Below are 19,095 nucleotides of genomic sequence, written 5' to 3'. Positions count from 1 at the left end.
TCCTTTCGGGGCCCGCCCCGTCGCCTAGAATCGTTCCAGTTCCTGGTCCTCAACCGTCTCCTCTGCCTGCAACTCGCAGTGCACCGCCTGGCGGTGCAGGAGGGCTATCTCGCCCGGGGTCGGTGCCGCTTTGGCCCGGATCAACTGCCGGGTCGCCTGCGGGGGACCCTTACGGTCCGGGGCCGGTTTCTGCTGCTTCAGCATCTCGAACTCCTTGCCTGATCTGGGACTCGGCAGGGCAACTCTCTGGTCATCCCGGGTGCCGGCCGTAAATGCTGAACCAAAAGGGTGCCGATGGCTGAGCCATTTGTAGGTACCTTTCCTACCACAATCGGTTGATTGTCCGAAGACTTTAGGAGATATACGGATGCGGGGAGAATTTTGCGAGTACGGCGGGGAGACCCCGAGCGCAGGAGAAAAAAAGACGGTCACCGGGGCGTTGGGGGGCGCCGCTGTGACCGTGTGTGCTGCGTTAAAGGGATCGGGTGCACCGGGCCGAGAGGGTGTCGAACCCGTGCCGTCGGGTGCTCTAGGGGGCCTCGAACTTGTAGCCCACCCCGTAGATCGAGTGGATCAGCTCCTGGTCCGGTGCCACTGCGGAGAGTTTCTTGCGCAGCTTCTTGATGTGGCTGTCGATGGTCCGGTCGCTTACGATGCGCTGGTCCGAGTAGATGCGATCCATGAGCTGGGTGCGCGAGTAGATGCGCCCGGGGTTTTGAAAAAGAAAGTGCAAAAGCTTGAACTCCACCGCGGTGAGTTCCAGGTCCTGGCCGTGCAAGAGCGCCTGGTAGCGCTCCGGGTCGAGGGAGAGCCCCCCCGTGACCGGAGCCTGGTGCTCGCCGGTGCGGCGCAGGACCGACTTGACCCGGGCCACCACCTCGCGCGGGCTGAACGGCTTGCAGATGTAGTCGTCGGCCCCCAGTTCCAGCCCCAAAAGGCGGTCGATCTCCTCGACGCGCGCGGTGATCATGATGATGGGGACCTCGGAGAAGCCGCGGATCTCCTTGCAGATCTCCAGGCCGTCGCGCCCGGGGAGCATCAGGTCGAGCAGGATCAGGTCGGGCATGCGCTGGCGCACGAAGGGGAGCACCGCGAGCCCGTCCTCGAGCCGGCTCGACTCGAACCCAGCCTGCTTCAGGTAGTCCCCCAGGAGGGAGGCGAGTTTCTCTTCATCCTCGACGATCAGAATGTGCTGGTTCATGGTCTGCTCCCGGTAATCGGTAGTTCGATGCGGATCAGGATCCCCCCGAGAGGGGAGGGGAGTGCGTCGATGGTCCCCTCGTGAGCCTCGACGATGCTCTTGCAGATGGCGAGCCCGAGGCCGGCGCCCCCCAGGGCACGGTTGCGCGAACTCTCCACCCGGTAGAGCCGGTCGAAGAGGCGCTCGAGCTCCTGGGGGGTGACTCCGGGTGCGGAGTCGGACAGGGTGACGAGCGCCCGGTCGGTGTGGCACTCCAGCCGGACCACCAGCTTCCCGCCGGGGTCGGTGTACTTGAGGGAGTTGTCCAAAAGGTTGTCGAAGAGCTGCTGCAACCGGATCGGGTCGGCGAAGATGCGGCAGGGGCGCGCGCTCGGGAGCTCGGCCGTGAGGGTGATCCCCTTCTGCTCGAACTCGCTGACGAAGGAGCCGACCGAGTCGTCCAGAAGCGGGACCAGGTCCTGGTCGCTCTTGCGGTAGCTTAGGGCGCCGATGTCGCACAGGGAGAGCTGGTAGAGGTCGTCCACCAGGCGGGAGAGCCTGAGCACCTCGCTGTGCAGCGAGCGCATGGACTCGGGCCCCGCCTCGCGCACCCCGTCCTGGATCGCCTCGATCTCGCCGCGCAGGATCGAGAGCGGGGTACGCAGTTCGTGCGAGATGTCGGCCACCCAGAGCCGGCGCGCCTGCTCGTTCTTCTCCAGGGAGAGCGCCAGGGTGTTGAAGTCGCGGGCCAGTTGCCCCAGCTCGTCCAAGGGCCCCACGGTCACCCGGGTCTCGAAGGCCCCCGAGGCGAGGCGGTGCAGCGAGGCGGCGAGTTTCTTGATCGGGTGCACCAGGCGGTTGGCCAGCGGCAGCGAAATGGCCGCCGAGACGAGCAGCATCACCCCGGCGATGAGCGCCATGGCGAGCTGCTGTTGCTGCACGAAGACCAGCTGGTGGCGCTCGGTGAGCCTCAGCCGCGGCAACAGCCCCAGGTAGCCCACCACCGTGTCGTCGTTACTCAGCTTCTTCAGGGTCACCCGCTCCGGGATACTGGCGGGGCCGGCCACCCTGCGGTAGGAAGCGTCCAGAAGGACCACCCGCGACTCGAAGCGGTGCGGCGCATGCGGTGGGGGCTGCTGGCTGGTGAGGCTCGTGAACCCCCGCTCCTTGAGGATCTGGGCCCGGCGGGCCATCCGGCGTTCCCGGCGCTCCGGGGGCTCCGCACCGATCAGCTCGCGCGGCAGGGTGGAATCGATGAGGCTGAACCACTGCCCCGGGTCGTCGCGCAGGAAGTCCCAGCTCCCCTTGGTCGCGTAGGACTGCTCCAGCACCTGGGCGAGCCTGTCGACCCGCTCCTTCTCGATGGTGTTCACGTAGGCCAGGAAGCCGCGGCCGATGCTCCACTGCATGATGAGGAACATGCAGAGCACCACCGCGCCGGTGGCGGCCAGCATGGCCAGAAAGAGCCGGTATTTGATCATCAGTTTCATGGCTCACCCGTAAGTAGCCGGTGCGTTGTTGGGGCACCCTCACATTAATCTGCCCCTTTTGTAGCACAGCCACGTCGAGATCGCTACGGCATGGTGCGGATTTACTGAATATTTACCCGATTTTTCATAATTCATCCTTATTTCGCTGCTAGTTTCCGGGTGCCTGGCGGGTAGCGCACGGCCTGCCGCGGACAAAAAAACGGCAGCGGCTTAGGGGCCGCTGCCGTCGAGGCTGGAACCTTCAGGGTCAGCGCCCGTAGCTGTGCAGGCCGGAGAGGAAGAGGTTCACCCCGAGGTAGCAGAAGATGGTGGCGGCGAAGCCGATCACCGAGAGCCAGGCGGCGCGCCGCCCCACCCAGCCGCGGGTGATGCGGGCGTGCAGGAACGCGGCGTAGACGAACCAGACGATGAGGGACCAGGTCTCCTTGGGATCCCAGCTCCAGTAGGTTCCCCAGGCGTAGTTGGCCCAGGCCGCCCCGGTCACGATCCCCAGGGTGAGGAGCGGAAAGCCCACCATGATGGCGCGGTAGTTGAGGTCGTCGAGCACCTTCACCGGCGGGAAGCTCGCCAATACGCCGCCGGCCGGTGCCGCCCCGGCCGCATCGCGCACCAGGTACATGATCGAGATGCCGCAGGCCACCGCGAACGCCGCGTACCCCAAAAAGCAGGTGACCACGTGGTACAAGAGCCAGTTGCTCTGCAGGGCCGGCACCAGCGGCTCGATGCCGCTTTGCAGGGCGAGCTGGGCCCAGGTCATCCCCAAAAGGGCGAAGGGCATCACGAAGGCCCCGATCACCCGGTAGCGGTAGCGCAGGTCCAAAAGCAGGTAGATGAGCACGATGGTCCAGGAAAAAAAGACCACCGACTCGTACAGGTTGGAGAGGGGGGCGTGTCCCACCCCCATCTGGTAGGATTCGCGCCAGCGCAGGCCGATGGCCCCGGTCTGCAGGATGAGACCGGTCAGCGCGGTGAGGCTTCCCAGGAGCCCGAGCTTCTCCACCCGGCTCGCGAGATAGGCGAAGAAGGCCAGCATGGAAGCGAGGTAGGCGATGGTGGTGACGTTGAATAACAGTGAGCTGGTCATTTGCCCTCCCCGGGTGCGAGTTCACCCTCGATCTGCTTAACCAGCCGGTTGAAGCGAAGTTCGAACCCGGCCGGGTTTTTGTTGGCGCTTCCGGCAACCACGATCTCGCCGTCTTTGACCTCCACCCAGACCCTGCGGTGCGACATGAAGAAGGCGACGTAGACCCCGACGATCATGAGCAGGCACCCCAGCCAGACGATCCCCACCCCCGGGTCGTGGTTCACCTGCAACCCGGTGTACATCTTCTCGTTGCCCCCCAGGTAGCCGAAGAGGGGGTGCCCGGCGCTTCGGGCGGCCTGCCGGTTCAGCTCGGGGTAGTTCGCGTAGACCAGGGTGCGCAGGGACTGCCCCGAGGGGGTGTGCATCTCCAGGAGTGCCGCCGGCCCGCTCAGCCCCGGCTTGAACTGCCCCACCTCCTGGGTCGACTCGAGGACGTGCACCTCGCTCCCGTCGGGGAGTTGCGCCGCGCCGTCGCTGGGGATCTCCAGGCGGACCGCATTCCCCCCGTCGGGGCTGCTCACCGTGAAGCTGTGCTGCCCCACCTTGCCGTAGCTCGACTGGTAGAAGGTGATCCCGTTATAGGTGAGCGGGTCGTTGACGATGATCGGCACCTTCTGGAAGCCCGGTACCGGCCGGCCGTTCTCGCTCACGCTGAGGATGCTCTTGAACTCCTTGGGGGCCCCGGTGTCGTAGAAGGAGACCGAGAACTTGTCGCAGCTCACCGCGAAGCCCAGGTCGTGGGGCTTGTTGTTGCGCAGGACGATACTCGTCGCGCTCTCCCCTTCGGGGATGGTGACGTACCCCTTGAAGCCGAAGAGCGAGCCGACCATGGCGCCGGCGAAGATCACCAGGATGCTTAGGTGCACCACGTAGACCGCCAGCCGGCACCAGGGGGTCTTTTCGGCGTAGAGGTGGAAGCTGCCGTCCTTCTCGGTGATGCGCGGGGCGGCGAACTGGGCGGAGAGGAGCGCGGCGACCTGCTCCTTGAGCGCAGCGGCGGAACCTGGCACCTTTAGGGTAGCCAGGGTGCTAAGGCTTTTCTTGAGCCCCTCGTCGAGGGTGAGCGTCGGGTTGCTCATCACCTTCCAGATCTGCGGCAGCCTCTTGAGCGAGCAGGCAAAGAGGTTCACCGAGAGTGCCGCCAAGAGCAGGACGAACCACCAGGAGTGGTACATGTCGAAAAAACCCAGGGCCTGGTAGAGCCGGAACTTGGTCTGGCCGATGCTCTCCAGGTACTGGGGTGCCAGGTTCCCCTGGGGGATCACCGTGCCGATGATCGAGGTGACGGCCAGCGACAGCAAAAGTGCCATCGCGAGCTTAAGCGAGCAGAAAAAGTCCCAGGTGGCCTGGGAGAGGGTGCGTTCGTTGTTCACGTTCTACTCCTTGGTTCTGCCGGCGAGGGCAAGCGGGGCCCGCAACTGGCGAGCGGTCCCGTTGACGTCGCACGGGTGGAAAAAACGTACGTCGAGTGCCTGTCGGCGCACGAGGGGCGGAGGTTTTAAGGGAGTGAATCGCGGGGCGCCAAGGCGCAGGCGCCCCTTAGGCGCAGTTTTGCGGGGGAACGAAAATCGGGAGGTAGACCTCGGGGAGGAACTGGAAGGGGTCACTCAGCCGGCAGCTGCGCTCGGCGTTGCCGGCGGGCCAGGCAAGAGGAAGGGGGAGTGGTGCGTGATAGCTGCAGCAGGAGCAGCAGGAACAGCTGGAATCGCACCCCTCGGTATCGTGCCGGTCGGAGCAGGGGCAGTGGCTGTCGCCGGCCCCCTCGAAGGGGGAGCTTACCACCTGGTCCTGGAAGGGGTGGTAGTTGGAGGCAATGGTGACCCCGGTGGCGTCCGGGGCGGCCAGGCTGCCGGGGGCACCGTGGCCGGCGAAGCTCTCCAGGGGGAGGATCAGGTAGACGCAGATCATGAGTAACGCAGTCAGTCTTCTCAGGTGCATCGCGGCCTACTCTCCCTGTCAGAAAGGTTCGCGAAATAGTAATGGAGTAGCTTGTCCCGTGTCAACGGGAATCGCCCACCCGGGGGAGCGTTCGGGTATACGCCGTCTTTCCCTGCCGGCAGCACCTGTCGGGTAAATTCGCTAACTGCCGACAAATTGCTCGCCTCGAATGTCCCGTTGTGGTAAGGTTTGGCCTGCTGACCGTCAAACAGACCCCTCGGGCCTTGGAGGCCTCTTGGGGTTTTTTTGTGGTCGGAAACGTAAAAAACAGGAGTACATGTGGATTTCCAACAGTTTAACTTGCATCCCCAGATTCAGGCCGGCGTCGAGGCGCTCGGCTACCGTAACCCGACCCCCATCCAGCGGGACGCCATTCCCCCGGTCCTCGAGGGGCGCGACGTCATGGGTCTCGCCCAGACCGGCACCGGCAAGACCGCCGCGTTCGGGCTGCCGCTGTTAACCCGGCTGGTGCCCGGTCCGCGCGGCAAGCTGCGCGCCCTGGTGCTCGCCCCGACCCGGGAACTCGCCGAGCAGATCAACGACGCCCTCAACGCCATGGGGCGCTTCACCCGCTTGAGGAGCATCACCGTCTACGGCGGGGTCAACATCAACCCGCAGATCAAGAAACTAAAGGAAGGGGTGGAGATCGTGGTCGCCTGCCCGGGCCGCCTCCTGGATCATATCTCCCAGGGGACCGTGGACCTCACCGGGGTCGAGGCGCTGGTCCTCGACGAGGCGGACCAGATGTTCGACATGGGCTTTCTCCCCGACGTGCGGCGCATCCTCAGGGCGCTTCCCGCCAAGCGCCAGACCCTGATGTTCTCGGCGACCATGCCGGACGACATCCGCAAGCTGGCCCAGGAGATCCTGCACCAGCCGGTGACCGTGCAGGTAAGCCGGACCGCCCCGGCCGCCACCGTCTCACATGCGCTCTACCCGGTTCCCCAGCACCTGAAGACGCCGCTTCTGCTCGAGCTGTTGCGCCACAGCGACACCGAGAGCGTGCTGGTCTTCACCAAGACCAAGCACCGCGCCAAGAGGGTAGGGGAGCAGCTGGAGAAAAGCGGCTACCGCGCCGCCTCCTTGCAGGGGAACCTCTCCCAGAACCGGCGCCAGGCAGCCCTCGATGGTTTCCGCGACGGCACCTTCCAGATCCTGGTCGCCACCGACATCGCCGCGCGCGGCATCGACGTCTCCCAGGTCTCGCACGTCATCAACTACGACATCCCCGACACCGCCGAGGCGTACACGCACCGCATCGGCCGCACCGGCCGGGCCGCCCGGACCGGCGACGCCTTCACCATGGTGACCACCGAGGATGCCGTCATGGTGCGCAGCATCGAGCGCGTCCTCGGCTCCCCGATCGAGCGGCGCCGCATGGAAGGTTTCGACTACACCGTGCCGGCTCCCAAGAAGGATGCCGAGTTCGCCCGTCCGCCGCGCGAGCCGCAGCGCCGTCGTGAGAAACCGGCCTCGCCGGCCGCTGCCGGCGGCCAGGGGGGCGCGGCACACGGCGCACGTCCGGCCGGATCCCCGCCGCGGGGCCAGGAAAAACGCGGCGCTACCGCTACCCCGGGCACCCGTCCCGCAGGGCAGCCGGCAGCCACTGGCGAGCGCAGCGGCTCACGTCCGGCCAACCAGCCGCCCGCCGGCAAGCACGCGGTCGGCGCCGGCACCCGCACCTCGCAGCGTCCGCCGAGCCACCCGGCCCGTCGCGGCGGTACCCGCTAGCCCGCACCGGCTGCGAGCGCAGAACACGACAGAACGTTCAGCGCAGGCTGTCGTTGTCCTAGGGTCCCCTCTCCCCCTGCGGGAGAGGGACAGGGTGAGGGGGAAGGTGCCACTGCATCGTGGATGGCAGCTTTACCCACCCCCGGGCCCCTCCCGTCAAGGAAGGGGGGAGTGTGATGAACCAAAAAAAAGGGGGATGGCAATAATTTGCCATCCCCCTTTTCTCGTTTGAACGTCCGGCCTAGGCTTCGGCGGACCACTGACCGTGCAGGTTGCAGTACTCGCGGGCAGTCACCTTGTCCGCGGTGATCGCGAAGGTGGCTTCCGGGGCCTGTCCCGGAGCGAGCTGGGCGCGGTAGACCTTGCCGTCGGCGATCAGTTCGATCCACTCGATGAAGTGGGCGCTCTCCATGGGGTGCGCCACCGAACCGACCTTCACGGTGATGGTGCCGTTGCCCTTCTCGATCACCGGCACGTGCTTCTCTTTTGCCGCGTCGACCGTGTTGGCGACCATCAGTTTCATCGCGCTGCCGCAGCAGACCAGTTCGCCCGGACCCGCATGAAACACCTCGACGATGTTGCCGCAACTCTCGCACTTGTAGATTTCCAAAGCCTGAGCCATCTTTACTACCTCCTTGAAATTGTCGTGCTGCCTAAATTTAGATGGAAATGCCGGGGCCCTGAGGGGGCTTCCCGTTTTTGAGCCAGGACGCAAGGTTCTGGGCCAGCGCCCGGTTGTCCTGGTTGAGAAACTTGTTCTGGAAGATCGCGTCGTCGCCGAAGACCAGGAAGCCCCCGGTGCCGACCTCCCCGGCGCAGGCCACCGCAAACGCCATGGTCTCGTCGTCGGTACGTACCTTGTTGCGGCGCAGGTCGATCCAGGCGCGCGGGCTGGTCGACGCGACGTCCCGGGAACGCGGGTCCAGGCTCTTCAGCCCCCAGACCCCGTACAGGTTGAAACTCTTGATCCCCTGGAACACCGGGTGCTCCTGCATCCGGGTGACCCGGAAGTCGTGGGGCTGGTTCTCGATGAGGTTTTCCTGCTCCTCGATCACCCCGTTGGTGAAGGTAATGCCGAAGTTCTCCAGAAGTTGCCCCAAAGGAGGGGCGATGTGCAGCATGATGGAGACCCGCCCGCCGCGCTGCATGAAGCGGATCAGGGCCGGGATCTCGTTTTGGGCAAGGGGCTGGAAGGCCCCCGAGATGATCAGTGCGTCGGCCCCGGCAAGGCTCGCGTCGCTGATCGGCTCGCTCAGGGTCCCCACCTTGCATCCGGAAGCGGTGAGGATCTCGGCCAACCCGGAGAGCTGCAGCGGGCCGTTTTGCCCCGGGACGAAACGCTCGCCGTGCCCGGCATCGAACAACACCGTCGGCGCTGCCTGTACAGGTCCGGCACACATTAAACAAGCCCATACCATTATACACATTAATCTCAATTGCAAAGTGACCTCCTCAATTTTTATGTGCCGTACCCCTCCGTAGCGTTGCCGGGAGACACCTCGTGAATCGGGGGGGCTCGGTCGACCGGACGGGTGACGTGGTGAAACTTCCCTTAAGAGCTGGAGCTTGACCGGTGGTCAGGTACACCGAAGGGGAATGACTCGTGTTCCAGGCAGCGCTCACCTAAAAGAGTAAACAGGACAATAATGATCCTGTTGGCCTTATAGCAGCATTGCCGGTGGCATGCAAGGTTTTATTCGAGGTTTTTTCTCTATCGGCCCGTCCGCCGTCGTTGACAGGATGGCGGGCGCCGATGTATTAAGGTGGCTGACGATTTGACACCACCCAAGCGAGGAGCGGGCAGATGATTACACACATCGTACTTTTCAAACTCAAGGAGCGTACCCCCGAGGCGGTCCAGGCAGCCCAGACCCGGCTTTTGAGCATGCAGGGGAAGGTCGAGATGCTGCGCCACCTGGAGGTGGGGCTCGATCTCATCCACAGCGAGCGCTCCGCCGACATCGCCCTGGTCACCAAGTTCGATTCCCTGGAGGACCTGCAGGCCTACCAGGTACACCCTTACCACGCCAACGAGGTGGCGGCCTACATGCGGAGCGTCTGCTCCCAGGTCACCGCTGCCGACTACGAGAGCTGATGCTGCCGCGAGGCACGCGATTCAACGTTTGAGACGAAGGAGGAAGTAGAGATGGAGTTGTGTCCCTGTGGAACCGGCCGGGCCTATGCCGAGTGCTGTGAGCCCGCCATCAAGGGGGTGCGCCCGGTCGAGACGGCCGAGGCGCTGATGCGGTCGCGCTATTCGGCCTACGTGAAGGTCGAGACCGACTACATATTCAAGACCACCCACCCCCAGCACCGCGAGGGGTACGATCACGACGGTACCAAGGAGTGGGCCGAAAGCGCCCAGTGGCATGGGCTGGAGATCGTGGCAACCAAAAATGGCGGCCCCGAGGACCTCAAGGGCGAAGTCGAGTTCGTGGCCCGCTACACCGAGCAGGGTGAAGAGAAGGTTCACCACGAACTGGCAGCGTTCAAGAAGGACGCCGGCCGCTGGTACTTCACCGACGGCAAGTCGGTAGGGCAGCAGCCGGTAGCGCGCGGCCCGAAGATCGGTCGCAACGACCCCTGCAGCTGCGGCAGCGGCCAGAAGTACAAGAAGTGCTGCGGCAAGTAGTGCGACACGGCGGCGCACGGCGGTACTGCCGCTGAGTCGTTGCAGGAAAGCCTGGAAGAAAAGGGATCGGCACAGCTGTCGATCCCTTTTTTGCGTGATCCGGACCAGAGCAGGAGGAACGGTTCTGCGCTGAATCGGGAAAAGGTGATTCTTGAGCCGTTAAAAGAGCCCGGACGTCCCCCCCTTTGCAAAAGGGGGGACAGGGGGGATTCGTCTTCCAACGCCTTCTCCAGCAGTCAGCCACCCCCTTGCCACCTCACCACTCAAACGAGGTAACCACGTAGCGCCTCGCTCGCCTTTCCTTTCCCCGGTCCCTTTACGCCTTGCCCCGCCGCCCCAAAGTGTGCTAAAAAACTTGAAAAACCAAGCCAAGGAGTGCGCCCGACATGGCCGTTGCCCGTAAGATAGCCGGTTTCATCGCCAATTCATCGTGGATCAGGAAGATGTTCGAGGAAGGGGAGCGGCTGCGCCAGCAGTTCGGTGCCGACCAGGTCTACGACTTCACCCTGGGTAACCCCGATGTCGAGCCGCCCCAGCAGTTCCACGGCGAGTTCCTGAAACTCGCCCAGGCCCCCTTGCCGGGGATGCACCGCTACATGAACAACGCCGGCTACCTCGAGACCCGCAACGCCGTGGCGCGCCTTTTGTCGAGCGCCTCCGACCTCCCGGTGAAGGGGGACCACGTGGTGATGACCTGCGGCGCCGGCGGCGCCCTCAACGTGGTCTTGAAGACCATCCTGAACCCGGACGACGAGGTGATCCTGCTCGCCCCCTACTTCGTCGAGTACCGCTTCTACATCGACAACCACGGCGGCCAGCCGGTGGTGGTCTGGACCAACCGCGACACCTTCCAGCTCGACGTGGACGCCATCGGCGCCGCCATCACCGAGAAGACCCGCGCCATCATCATCTGCTCCCCCAACAACCCGACCGGCGTCATCTACCCGGCCGAGGCCCTGGCCCGCCTGGGCGAACTGGTGAGCGCCAAGGAGGCCGAGTTCGGGCGCCAGATCTGCGTGATCTCCGACGAGCCCTACGCCCGCATCACCTACGACGGCCGCAGCGTCCCCAACATCTTCCGCTACGTGAAGAACTCGGTCATCGTCACCTCGCACTCCAAGGACCTGGCGCTCCCCGGCGAGCGCATCGGCTACCTGGCGGCCAACCCGCGCATGAACAACGTGGAGCAGTTCATGGAGGGGACGGTCTTCTCCAACCGGGTGCTCGGCTTCGTCAACGCGCCGGCGCTCATGCAGCGCCTGGTGGCCGACCTGCAGCATGTCTCGGTGGACATCGCGCTCTACCAGAAAAAACGCGACCTGCTCTACGATGCCTTGACCGGGTTGGGCTTCGAGATGGTGAAACCCGACGGCGCCTTCTACTTCTTCCCGAAGTCCCCCCTTGCCGATGACGTCGAGTTCGTGAAACTCGCCCAGAAACACCGCATCCTTTTGGTGCCCGGCGCCGGCTTCGGTGCCCCCGGCTACTTCCGCATCGCCTACTGCGTGGACCAGGGGATGATCGAGCGCTCCTTCCCGGCCTGGCGCGAACTGGCGCGGGAAGTCGGCCTTTGCGCCTAGATCCGGGATTGCAGGGACCGACCACCATGACCGACACCATACTCATCGTTGACGACGAAGAAGGGATCCGCTCCTCGCTCGCGGGGATCCTGGAGGACGAGGGGTACCGCACCGTCTGCGCGGCCGACGGCTTCGAGGCGCTCGCCCTGTGCAAGCGGGAGCTCCCGGGGCTCGTGCTCCTGGACATCTGGATGCCGCGCATGGACGGCCTGGAGACCCTGAAGCAGTTGAAGGAGCAGCACCCCGAACTGAACGTCATCATGATGAGCGGCCACGGCACCATCGAGACCGCGGTCAAGTCCACCAAGCTCGGGGCCTACGACTTCATCGAGAAACCGCTCTCCCTGGAGAAGGTGGTGGTCACCGTCGAGAACGCGCTCGCCATGACCCGGCTCAAGGAGGAGAACGCCTCCCTGCGCGGCATGGTGCTGAAAAGCCACGAGATGATCGGCAGCTCGGCGGCGATGCAGCGGCTCAAGGAGCAGATCGAGATGGTCGCCCCCACCAACGCCTCGGTCCTCATCACCGGCGAGAACGGCACGGGGAAGGAGCTGGTGGCCCGCTCGGTGCACTACTTAAGCCAGCGCCGGGACAAGCCCTTCATCGAGATCAACTGCGCGGCGATCCCCGAGGAGCTCATCGAGAGCGAGCTCTTCGGCCACGAGCGCGGCGCCTTCACCGGCGCGGTCTCCCAGAAGAAGGGTAAGTTCGACCTGGCCGACGGCGGGACGCTCTTTCTGGACGAGATCGGCGACATGTCGCTGAAGACCCAGGCCAAGGTGCTGCGCATCCTGCAGGAGAAGAAGTTCGAGCGGGTCGGCGGTACCAGGACCCTCGAGGTCGACGTCCGGGTGGTGGCCGCCACCAACAAGCACCTCGAGGAGGAGATCAGAAACGGCGCCTTCCGCGAGGACCTCTACTACCGGCTCAACGTGGTCCCCTTCAAGGTCCCGGCGCTCCGGGAGCGCCGCGACGACATCCCGCTTTTGGCGGAGTACTTCCTGAACGCCTACTGCAACCGCGAGGGGCGCGAATTAAAGCGCATCGTCCCGGACGCCATGGAGGCCCTGAGGCGCTACGACTGGCCGGGGAACGTGCGCGAGCTCAAGAACATCGTGGAGCGCCTGGTGATCATGACCTCCGGCGGCACCATCACCGTGAACCACCTCCCCGACTACTTCCGCGGCGAACCGGGTGGGCGCGAGGCGGGCGGCGGGCGCCTCGACTCGGTGCTGGAACTCTCTTCGCTTCGGGAGGCGCGCGAGGAGTTCGAGAAGGAGTTCATCATCCAGAAGCTCGAGGAGCACGACTGGAACGTTTCCCGGACCGCCGAGGCGATCGAGCTCGAGCGGAGCAACCTGCACCGCAAGATCAAGTCCTACGGCATCGACATCAAGAAGTAGGCACCCGTGTTCAAACTCTTCCTTCTCTTTCTCATCGTCCCGGTCCTCGAGATCTACCTCATCATCAAGGTAGGCTCCGTCCTCGGCGGGCTCCCCACCGTCGCGATCCTCCTGGCCGTCAGCCTTTCAGGCGCCTTCCTGGTGCGCAGCCAGGGCTTTCGCATCCTGAGCCAGGTGCGCGGCGAACTGGCCCAGGGGCGGCTCCCCGCCGCTCAGCTGCTGGACGGCGCCCTCATCCTGGTGGGGGGGCTCCTCCTTACCACCCCCGGTTTCTTCACCGACTTCATCGGCATCTTCTTCCTCATCCCGGCGACCCGCAGGCTCATAAAGCTCTGGCTCGGCCTCTGGCTGCAGTCCCGCCTGGCGCGCGGCGGCTTCCTGGTGCGCCGCTACTGATCCTTCCGGTAACCGCTGCCACGAGCCTCCTCCCGCCCCCTCTCCGCTGTCCCGCAGCTCTCCTCATGGTCGCGGCCAGACCGCGCTTTTCATTGATCTCCGCTTAGAGACGGTTACACTGTTCAAGGGCTCCTCCGAGTAGGCGAGGGAGTCGAGCTGCGGCACAAGGAGGCGTCCATGATTCTCGTGGAACAGCACACCGGCAGCAAGGTGACCGAGCAGAGCGTGGAGATGGTGGAGCGCAAGGGGGCGGGGCACCCGGACCAGATCTGCGACAGCGTCATGGAGGCCATCTCCGTCGCGCTCTCCCAGGCCTACCTCAAGGAGTTCGGCACCATCCTGCACCACAACATCGACAAGGGGCTCCTGGCGGCGGGCCGGGTCCAGAAGGGGTTTGGCGGCGGCGAGGTGCTCGAGCCGATGGAGCTCACCATCGGGGACCGGGCCACCTTTTCCTACCAGGGGAAGAACATCCCGGTGGAGCAGATCGCGCAAAAGGCGGCACGGGACTGGTTTCGCCAGCACCTGCGCGGCGTCGACCCGGAGCGGCACCTGAGGCTTCGTTTCAAGCTCGCGCCGGGGTCCCAGGAGCTCACCGACATCTTCGCGCGTCCCGGTGCGGTGCGCGGCGCCAACGACACCTCCGCGGCAGTCGGCTACTTTCCCTTGAGCCCCACCGAGCAGGCCGTGCTCGCCCTCGAACGGGAACTCAACTCCGGCGCCTTCAAGGAGCGCTTCCCCGAGACCGGAGAGGACGTCAAGGTGATGGGGCTGCGCTTTCGCGACGAACTCGACCTCACCGTGGCCATGCCGCTCCTGGCCGGGCGCATCGGTTCGGAGGCCGCATACTTCGCCCGCAAGGAGCTGATCCGCGCCGAGATGTACCGCTTCATGGCCGAGCGCGGCGGCTTCGGCCGGGTCACCCTGCACTTCAACACCCTGGACCAGCAGGGGAGGGGACTGGGCGGCGTCTACCTCTCGCTTCTGGGGACCTCCGCAGAGGACGGCGACTCGGGTCAGGTCGGTCGTGGCAACCGGGTGAACGGGCTCATCCCGATCGGGCGCCCCATCGGCACCGAGGCTGCCGCGGGGAAAAACCCGATGAGCCACGTCGGGAAGATCTACAACATCCTGGCGCACCGGCTGGCCCGGGAGATCTGTCACAAGGTGGAGGGGGTAACCGGGGCCTACGTGCTTCTGCTGAGCCAGATCGGTGATCCGGTGGACCGGCCGCTCATGGCCAACGCCCAGCTCATGCTGGCCCGGGGGCGTCAGCTCGCCGAGGTGGTCGATCGGGTCGAGGATCTCTTGCAGCGCGAGCTCTCCCACATCGGCTCCTTCTGCCTCTCCCTCGCCCGCGGCGAGTACCCGGTAAGCTGAGCCCGAGCGCCGCCGACGGATGACGCGTCCCCCCCTTTGCAAAAGGGGGGACAGGGGGGATTCGTTTTCAGGATTCCCTCCCAAGCGCCGCGCGCTTTTTTTCCCCGCCGCCTTTTTTTTCCCGGAAAACTGGGTAGACTACAGTTCATTAACTTCGAGGAGGCTTGCAGATGGGGTTGGATGCGGAAGTCTTGGGCGCGGTGAACCTGAGCGAAGACGAGGTTCGCTTGAAAATTGCGGAGATCACTAAGGGGGTCTTCTCCACCATGGTGATGCTCGAGGTGGTCGACCAGTTCCCCCTGACCGAGCCGGTCACCAGCTTTCATGAGACCCTCACCAGCATGGTCGGGCTCGCCGGGAGTTACACCGGTCTCCTGGCGCTGCACTGTCCCAAGGCGCTCGCCCTGAAGGTCGCCTCGAACATGCTCGGCATGGAGGTCGCCGAGATCGACGACGACGTCAACGACGCCCTGGGCGAGATGGCCAACATGGTCGGGGGGGACGTGAAACACATCTTCTCCCCCAAGGGGAGCGACCTCAACCTCTCCACCCCCACGGTGATCTACGGTGGCGACTACCACCTGGAGAGCATCTCCGAGGCCGGGACCCTGGTGCTCCCCTTCGAGTGCGACGGCGAGCGCTTCCTGCTCTCCTTCAAGATCGGCAGGTGAGCGCCGGTGGCACCCCGCCGCCCCGGCGGGCTGTCGAGCCCATAAAAGGTTTGACAGAAAATAATTTACCGGTGAAAATGAAAAGCCGTAAAATCACCCGGTTTCCAGCCGGCGTGGACGCCGGAGCCCCGGCGCCGCAACTGTCATGACACCCTTCCCGGGAGGAGAGTTGGATACCGTTTTCCTCGAGCTGCTGCTGGTCTGCATCCTCATCATCGTCAACGGCTTCTTCGCCTGTTCCGAATTCGCCATCATCTCTGTCAGAAAAAGCAGGATCGCCCAGTTGGTGAACCAGGGGGATTACCGCGCCCTCCTCGTCGACGGGCTGCAGAAGGACCCCCATCGCCTGCTCGCCATCGTGCAGATCGGCATGACCGTGGTCGGCTCCACCGCTTCCGCGGTGGGTGGCGTCATCGCCGTCGATTACCTGCGGCCGCTTTTGCAGCAATCCCGGTTCGCCGTGATCCGCAACGTCGCCGAACCGCTCTCGCTCTCCGCCGTGGTCGCCACCATCTCCTACCTTTTGCTCATCGTGGGGGAACTGGTCCCCAAGACCCTGGGGCTGCAGTACGCCGACACCCTGTCGCTCAGGGTCGCCCCGGTGCTGAACTTCCTGGCGCGGGTTGCCGCCGTCCTGGTGGCACTCCTTACCTACTCCAGCAAGGCGGTACTCACCCTCCTGCGCATCAAGGGGGAGGGGCGGGCCTTCATGACCCGCGAGGAAGTGCAGCACATCGTGGCCGAAGGGCATGAAAGCGGCATCTTCTCCGAGACCGAGCACACCTTCATCGACAACATCTTCGATTTCACCCACACCGCCGTGCGCGAGGTGATGGTCCCGAGGACCCGGATAGTCGCCTTCGACCTCAGCCTCCCCAAGGAGGAGATCCTGAACGGGGTGCTCGACAACATGTACTCGCGCTACCCGGTCTACCTCGGGAGCATCGAGGAGACCGTCGGGTTCATCCACGGCAAGGACCTCTTGGGGCGCATGGTGCGCGAGCCCGACTTCGACATCCGTTCCATCGTGCGTCCCCCCTTCTTCGTCCCCGAGGGGAAGAAGGTGAGCGAGCTCCTGAAGGAGATGCAGAAGACCCGGGTGCACATGGCGTTCGTGGTCGACGAGTACGGCGGGATCTCCGGGATCGTCACCACCGAGGACCTCCTCGAGGAGCTGGTCGGCGAGATCGAGGACGAGCACGACGTGGGTGAGCCGAGCACCGTGCAGGTGCTGGCGGACGGGAGTTACCTGGTCGATGCGCTCATCTCCGTATCCGACCTGGAAGACCTCCTGGAGATCGAGTTGGGCGACGACCTCCCCTTCGACACCCTGGCCGGGCTCATCCTGGACCGTCTGGGGCGCTTCCCCGAGCAGGGCGAGAGCATCGAGCTCGCCGGTTTCACCCTTACCTGCGTCGAGGTGACCCGTACCGCCATCTCCCAGGTAAAGATCGCCAAGAAGGAACCCGACCCCCTGGTCGAGTAAGGTTCCAGGCGTGCGGCGTGAGAAGACGCAAAAACGGGCAGCCGACCCCCAGGTCAGCTGCCCGTTTCACGTAGAAACTGATGAATAAACGGTTTCCCGTTCAAACCCGTGCTTCTTTCTCCTATTAAGACCCGCCTGGCTCTTCGAAATAAGGCCAAAGTGCTATCCGCCAGCCCCCAACCCCCGCCTTTGCCTCTGCAGTCCCCAGTCCCCAGTCCCCAGTCCCCAGTCCCTGCCTCTCCCGTCCCTAGCCCCTGCCCCTCACTCCCTGCCTTTCCACACTGAGACCGCGATGGTCAGCGCCAGCGTCCCGACGATCACCCCCAGCGAGGCGGCCAGCGGGATCTCCACCAGGTCGGTCAAGAGCATCTTGGCACCCACGAAGGCGAGGATCAGCGAGACCCCGAACTTCAGGTACCGGAACATCTCCATGACGTGGGCCAGCAGGTAGTACAAGGAGCGCAGCCCCATGATGGCGAAGACGTTCGAGCTGTACACGATGAACGGGTCGCGGGTCACCGCAAGCACCGCGGGGATCGAGTCGATGGCGAAGATCAGGTCGCTTGTTTCCACCACGACCAGGGTGAGCAAGAGCGGCGTCGCCGCCCACACGCCGCGCCGCTTCACGAAGAACCGGTCGCCGTGCTGCCTGCGGGTGATCGGCATCACCCGGCGCAGCAGCCGCACCGGGAGGCTGTGCTCCGGTTCCACCTGCTCGTCGGGCTTCACTGCCATCTTCACCCCGGTGTAGAGCAGCACCACCCCGAAGAGGTAGATCATCCAGTGGAAGCGCTCCATGAGGCCGATCCCCACCACGATGAAGATCCCCCGCAATACCAGCGCCCCGATGATCCCCCACTTGAGGATCTTGGGCTGCTGCGTCCGCGAGACCTTGAAAAAGGCGAAGATCATGATGAAGACGAACAGGTTGTCGACCGAGAGCGACTCCTCGATCAGGTAGCCTGCCAGGAACTCCAGGGCCTTGTCGTGCCCCAGTACGTACCAGATGCCGCCGTTGAAGGCGAGCGCGAGCCCCACCCAGACCAGCGTCCAGAGAAGCGCCTCCCGAAAGCGGATCTCGTGGCTGTTACGGCTGAAAAGCCAGAGGTCGGCCAGGAACATCACCCCGATCACCAGGGCGAAGACCAGCCACATCGTCTCTTGTGCAGACACCGGCGTGCTCCCTTCGGTCCCGGGTCAGCGGGCCATCTGCTCGAGGCGCGCGATACGCTCCTCCATCGGGGGATGGGTCGAGAAGAGCTGCATGAGCCCCCCTGCCGTGAGCGGGTTCACGATGAAAAGGTGCGCCGTGGCCGGCCGTGCCTCCTGCATCGGGAGCAGCTGCGAGGCGCTGTGCAGCTTTCTCAGGGCGTTCGCCAGGGCGAGCGGGCGGCCGCAGATCCGGGCCCCGGTCTCGTCGGCCAGGAACTCGCGGGAACGGGAGACCGCAAGCTGGATCAGCATCGCGGCGATCGGTGCGATGATGGCCATGGCGAGCCCGCCCAAAAGCCCGCCCCCTTCCTCGTCGTCCGAGCTGCGGTTGCCGAAGATGGCGGCCCACTGCAGCATGTTGCCGAGCATCGAGATCGCCCCCGCGATGGTCGCGGCGATGGTGGAGATGAGGATGTCCCGGTTCATGACGTGCCCCAGTTCGTGCGCCATGACCCCCTCGAGCTCTTCCGGGGTCAGGATGCGCAGGATCCCCTCGGTGGCTGCCACCGCGGCATGTTCCGGGTTACGGCCGGTGGCGAAGGCGTTGGGGCTCTCGGAGGGGATGATGTAGACCTTGGGCATCGGGAGCTGGGCCTGGATCGCCAGGCGCCGGATCATCCCGTAAAACGCAGGGTGGTCCTGTTCCCCGATCTCCTGCGCCCCGTACATGTTCAGGACGATCTTGTCCGAGAACCAGTAGGAAAAGACGTTCATCCCGAGGGCCATCACGAAGGCGAGGTACATCCCCCCGCGGCCGCCCAGGGCACTCCCCATGGCAACCATGAGCAGGGTGAGCGAGGTAAGAAGCAAGGTGGTCTTGAAGCGGTTCATGTGATACCTCCTAAGGTGATTCTAGATCGCCCGCGGCAAATAAAAAAGACCTTCACCCGGGCGCTTTTCGCGCTGGGTAAA

General features: G+C 64.6%; 19 protein-coding genes. 9 read left to right on the top strand and 10 right to left on the bottom strand.

The genetic code is table 11. The features are described from left to right. Window positions 1–24: 24 nt before the first annotated feature. The 6 genes from H7688_RS09285 to H7688_RS09260 form a co-directional block, all read right to left on the bottom strand. Window positions 25–204, bottom strand: coding sequence for a hypothetical protein (locus H7688_RS09285; protein ID WP_183360787.1), 180 nt, complete (start codon window positions 202–204; stop codon window positions 25–27). A gap of 325 nt (window positions 205–529) precedes the next feature. Continuing rightward, a complete protein-coding gene (locus tag H7688_RS09280; protein WP_183360786.1) occupies window positions 530–1,201 on the bottom strand; it encodes a response regulator in 672 nt (223 codons plus the stop codon). Beyond that, window positions 1,198–2,670, bottom strand: a complete 1,473-nt coding sequence (locus H7688_RS09275; protein ID WP_183360785.1) for an ATP-binding protein — start codon at window positions 2,668–2,670, stop codon at window positions 1,198–1,200. The genes H7688_RS09280 and H7688_RS09275 overlap by 4 nt, the downstream gene beginning before the upstream one ends. A 247-nt stretch (window positions 2,671–2,917) precedes the next feature. Then, a complete protein-coding gene (ccsB, locus tag H7688_RS09270; protein WP_183360784.1) occupies window positions 2,918–3,754 on the bottom strand; it encodes a c-type cytochrome biogenesis protein CcsB in 837 nt (278 codons plus the stop codon). Then, window positions 3,751–5,127 (bottom strand): cytochrome c biogenesis protein ResB, encoded by a 1,377-nt coding sequence (gene resB, locus H7688_RS09265; protein WP_246329763.1) that lies wholly within the window; start codon window positions 5,125–5,127, stop codon window positions 3,751–3,753. Before resB ends, ccsB begins: the two co-directional genes overlap by 4 nt. Window positions 5,128–5,293: 166 nt before the next feature. Continuing rightward, complete coding sequence (locus H7688_RS09260) at window positions 5,294–5,692, bottom strand: hypothetical protein (RefSeq protein WP_183360783.1); 399 nt, start codon at window positions 5,690–5,692, stop codon at window positions 5,294–5,296. 279 nt (window positions 5,693–5,971) lie between these two features. Between H7688_RS09260 and H7688_RS09255 the strand changes: the two genes are divergently transcribed. After that, window positions 5,972–7,423, top strand: a complete 1,452-nt coding sequence (locus H7688_RS09255; protein ID WP_183360782.1) for a DEAD/DEAH box helicase — start codon at window positions 5,972–5,974, stop codon at window positions 7,421–7,423. 241 nt (window positions 7,424–7,664) lie between these two features. Here the strand turns inward: H7688_RS09255 and H7688_RS09250 are convergent, their stop codons facing one another. Together H7688_RS09250 and H7688_RS09245 are read right to left on the bottom strand one after the other, a co-directional pair. Beyond that, window positions 7,665–8,045 carry a desulfoferrodoxin gene (locus H7688_RS09250; RefSeq protein ID WP_183360781.1) on the bottom strand — a complete coding sequence of 127 codons (381 nt, stop codon included), beginning with the start codon at window positions 8,043–8,045 and terminating at the stop codon, window positions 7,665–7,667. A gap of 37 nt (window positions 8,046–8,082) precedes the next feature. Next, window positions 8,083–8,790 carry a DUF4350 domain-containing protein gene (locus H7688_RS09245; RefSeq protein ID WP_246329762.1) on the bottom strand — a complete coding sequence of 236 codons (708 nt, stop codon included), beginning with the start codon at window positions 8,788–8,790 and terminating at the stop codon, window positions 8,083–8,085. A 437-nt stretch (window positions 8,791–9,227) separates the two neighbouring features. On the opposite strand from H7688_RS09245, the gene H7688_RS09240 reads away from it, so the two are divergent. The 8 genes from H7688_RS09240 (at window position 9,228) to H7688_RS09205 (ending at window position 16,971) form a co-directional block, all read left to right on the top strand. After that, window positions 9,228–9,518 (top strand): Dabb family protein, encoded by a 291-nt coding sequence (locus H7688_RS09240; protein WP_183360779.1) that lies wholly within the window; start codon window positions 9,228–9,230, stop codon window positions 9,516–9,518. 51 nt (window positions 9,519–9,569) lie between these two features. Beyond that, on the top strand, window positions 9,570–10,055 hold the full coding sequence (locus H7688_RS09235) for a YchJ family protein (RefSeq protein WP_183360778.1): 486 nt from the start codon (window positions 9,570–9,572) through the stop codon (window positions 10,053–10,055). A gap of 386 nt (window positions 10,056–10,441) precedes the next feature. Then, window positions 10,442–11,635: a pyridoxal phosphate-dependent aminotransferase gene (locus H7688_RS09230; protein ID WP_183360777.1), complete on the top strand. Its 1,194-nt coding sequence runs from the start codon at window positions 10,442–10,444 to the stop codon at window positions 11,633–11,635. Between the two features lie 26 nt (window positions 11,636–11,661). Further along, entirely contained in the window at window positions 11,662–13,038 is a 1,377-nt protein-coding gene (locus H7688_RS09225; RefSeq protein WP_183360776.1) for a sigma-54-dependent transcriptional regulator, read from the top strand. Between the two features lie 6 nt (window positions 13,039–13,044). Further along, entirely contained in the window at window positions 13,045–13,434 is a 390-nt protein-coding gene (locus H7688_RS09220; protein WP_183360775.1) for an FxsA family protein, read from the top strand. Window positions 13,435–13,611: 177 nt separating this feature from the next. Next, window positions 13,612–14,814, top strand: a complete 1,203-nt coding sequence (locus H7688_RS09215) for a methionine adenosyltransferase (RefSeq protein WP_183360774.1) — start codon at window positions 13,612–13,614, stop codon at window positions 14,812–14,814. Window positions 14,815–14,984: 170 nt separating this feature from the next. Continuing rightward, complete coding sequence (locus H7688_RS09210; RefSeq protein ID WP_183360773.1) at window positions 14,985–15,485, top strand: chemotaxis protein CheX; 501 nt, start codon at window positions 14,985–14,987, stop codon at window positions 15,483–15,485. A 169-nt stretch (window positions 15,486–15,654) separates the two neighbouring features. Next, complete coding sequence (locus H7688_RS09205) at window positions 15,655–16,971, top strand: hemolysin family protein (protein ID WP_183360772.1); 1,317 nt, start codon at window positions 15,655–15,657, stop codon at window positions 16,969–16,971. A 261-nt stretch (window positions 16,972–17,232) separates the two neighbouring features. Here H7688_RS09205 and H7688_RS09200 read toward each other — a convergent pair whose 3' ends face one another. Together H7688_RS09200 and htpX are read right to left on the bottom strand one after the other, a co-directional pair. Further along, a complete protein-coding gene (locus H7688_RS09200) occupies window positions 17,233–18,144 on the bottom strand; it encodes a TerC family protein (protein WP_183360771.1) in 912 nt (303 codons plus the stop codon). A gap of 24 nt (window positions 18,145–18,168) precedes the next feature. After that, window positions 18,169–19,014 carry a zinc metalloprotease HtpX gene (htpX, locus tag H7688_RS09195; protein ID WP_183360770.1) on the bottom strand — a complete coding sequence of 282 codons (846 nt, stop codon included), beginning with the start codon at window positions 19,012–19,014 and terminating at the stop codon, window positions 18,169–18,171. Between the last annotated feature and the right edge of the window lie 81 nt (window positions 19,015–19,095).

Origin of the sequence: Geomonas limicola (genome assembly GCF_014193675.1) — a bacterium.
Taxonomy (GTDB): Bacteria; Desulfobacterota; Desulfuromonadia; order Geobacterales; family Geobacteraceae; genus Geomonas; species Geomonas limicola.
Note: the sequence above shows the minus strand (reverse complement) of the source record. Positions and strands in the feature narration are given on the sequence as shown.

What these genes read in the sequence shown, in the direction of transcription:
- H7688_RS09285 (WP_183360787.1), bottom strand. Translation starts at nt 204, where the DNA reads ATGCTGAAGCAGCAGAAACCGGCCCCGGACCGTAAGGGTCCCCCGCAG.
- H7688_RS09280 (WP_183360786.1), bottom strand. Translation starts at nt 1,201, where the DNA reads ATGAACCAGCACATTCTGATCGTCGAGGATGAAGAGAAACTCGCCTCC.
- H7688_RS09275 (WP_183360785.1), bottom strand. Translation starts at nt 2,670, where the DNA reads ATGAAACTGATGATCAAATACCGGCTCTTTCTGGCCATGCTGGCCGCC.
- ccsB (WP_183360784.1), bottom strand. Translation starts at nt 3,754, where the DNA reads ATGACCAGCTCACTGTTATTCAACGTCACCACCATCGCCTACCTCGCT.
- H7688_RS09260 (WP_183360783.1), bottom strand. Translation starts at nt 5,692, where the DNA reads ATGCACCTGAGAAGACTGACTGCGTTACTCATGATCTGCGTCTACCTG.
- H7688_RS09250 (WP_183360781.1), bottom strand. Translation starts at nt 8,045, where the DNA reads ATGGCTCAGGCTTTGGAAATCTACAAGTGCGAGAGTTGCGGCAACATC.
- H7688_RS09240 (WP_183360779.1), top strand. Translation starts at nt 9,228, where the DNA reads ATGATTACACACATCGTACTTTTCAAACTCAAGGAGCGTACCCCCGAG.
- H7688_RS09235 (WP_183360778.1), top strand. Translation starts at nt 9,570, where the DNA reads ATGGAGTTGTGTCCCTGTGGAACCGGCCGGGCCTATGCCGAGTGCTGT.
- H7688_RS09230 (WP_183360777.1), top strand. Translation starts at nt 10,442, where the DNA reads ATGGCCGTTGCCCGTAAGATAGCCGGTTTCATCGCCAATTCATCGTGG.
- H7688_RS09225 (WP_183360776.1), top strand. Translation starts at nt 11,662, where the DNA reads ATGACCGACACCATACTCATCGTTGACGACGAAGAAGGGATCCGCTCC.
- H7688_RS09215 (WP_183360774.1), top strand. Translation starts at nt 13,612, where the DNA reads ATGATTCTCGTGGAACAGCACACCGGCAGCAAGGTGACCGAGCAGAGC.
- H7688_RS09210 (WP_183360773.1), top strand. Translation starts at nt 14,985, where the DNA reads ATGGGGTTGGATGCGGAAGTCTTGGGCGCGGTGAACCTGAGCGAAGAC.
- htpX (WP_183360770.1), bottom strand. Translation starts at nt 19,014, where the DNA reads ATGAACCGCTTCAAGACCACCTTGCTTCTTACCTCGCTCACCCTGCTC.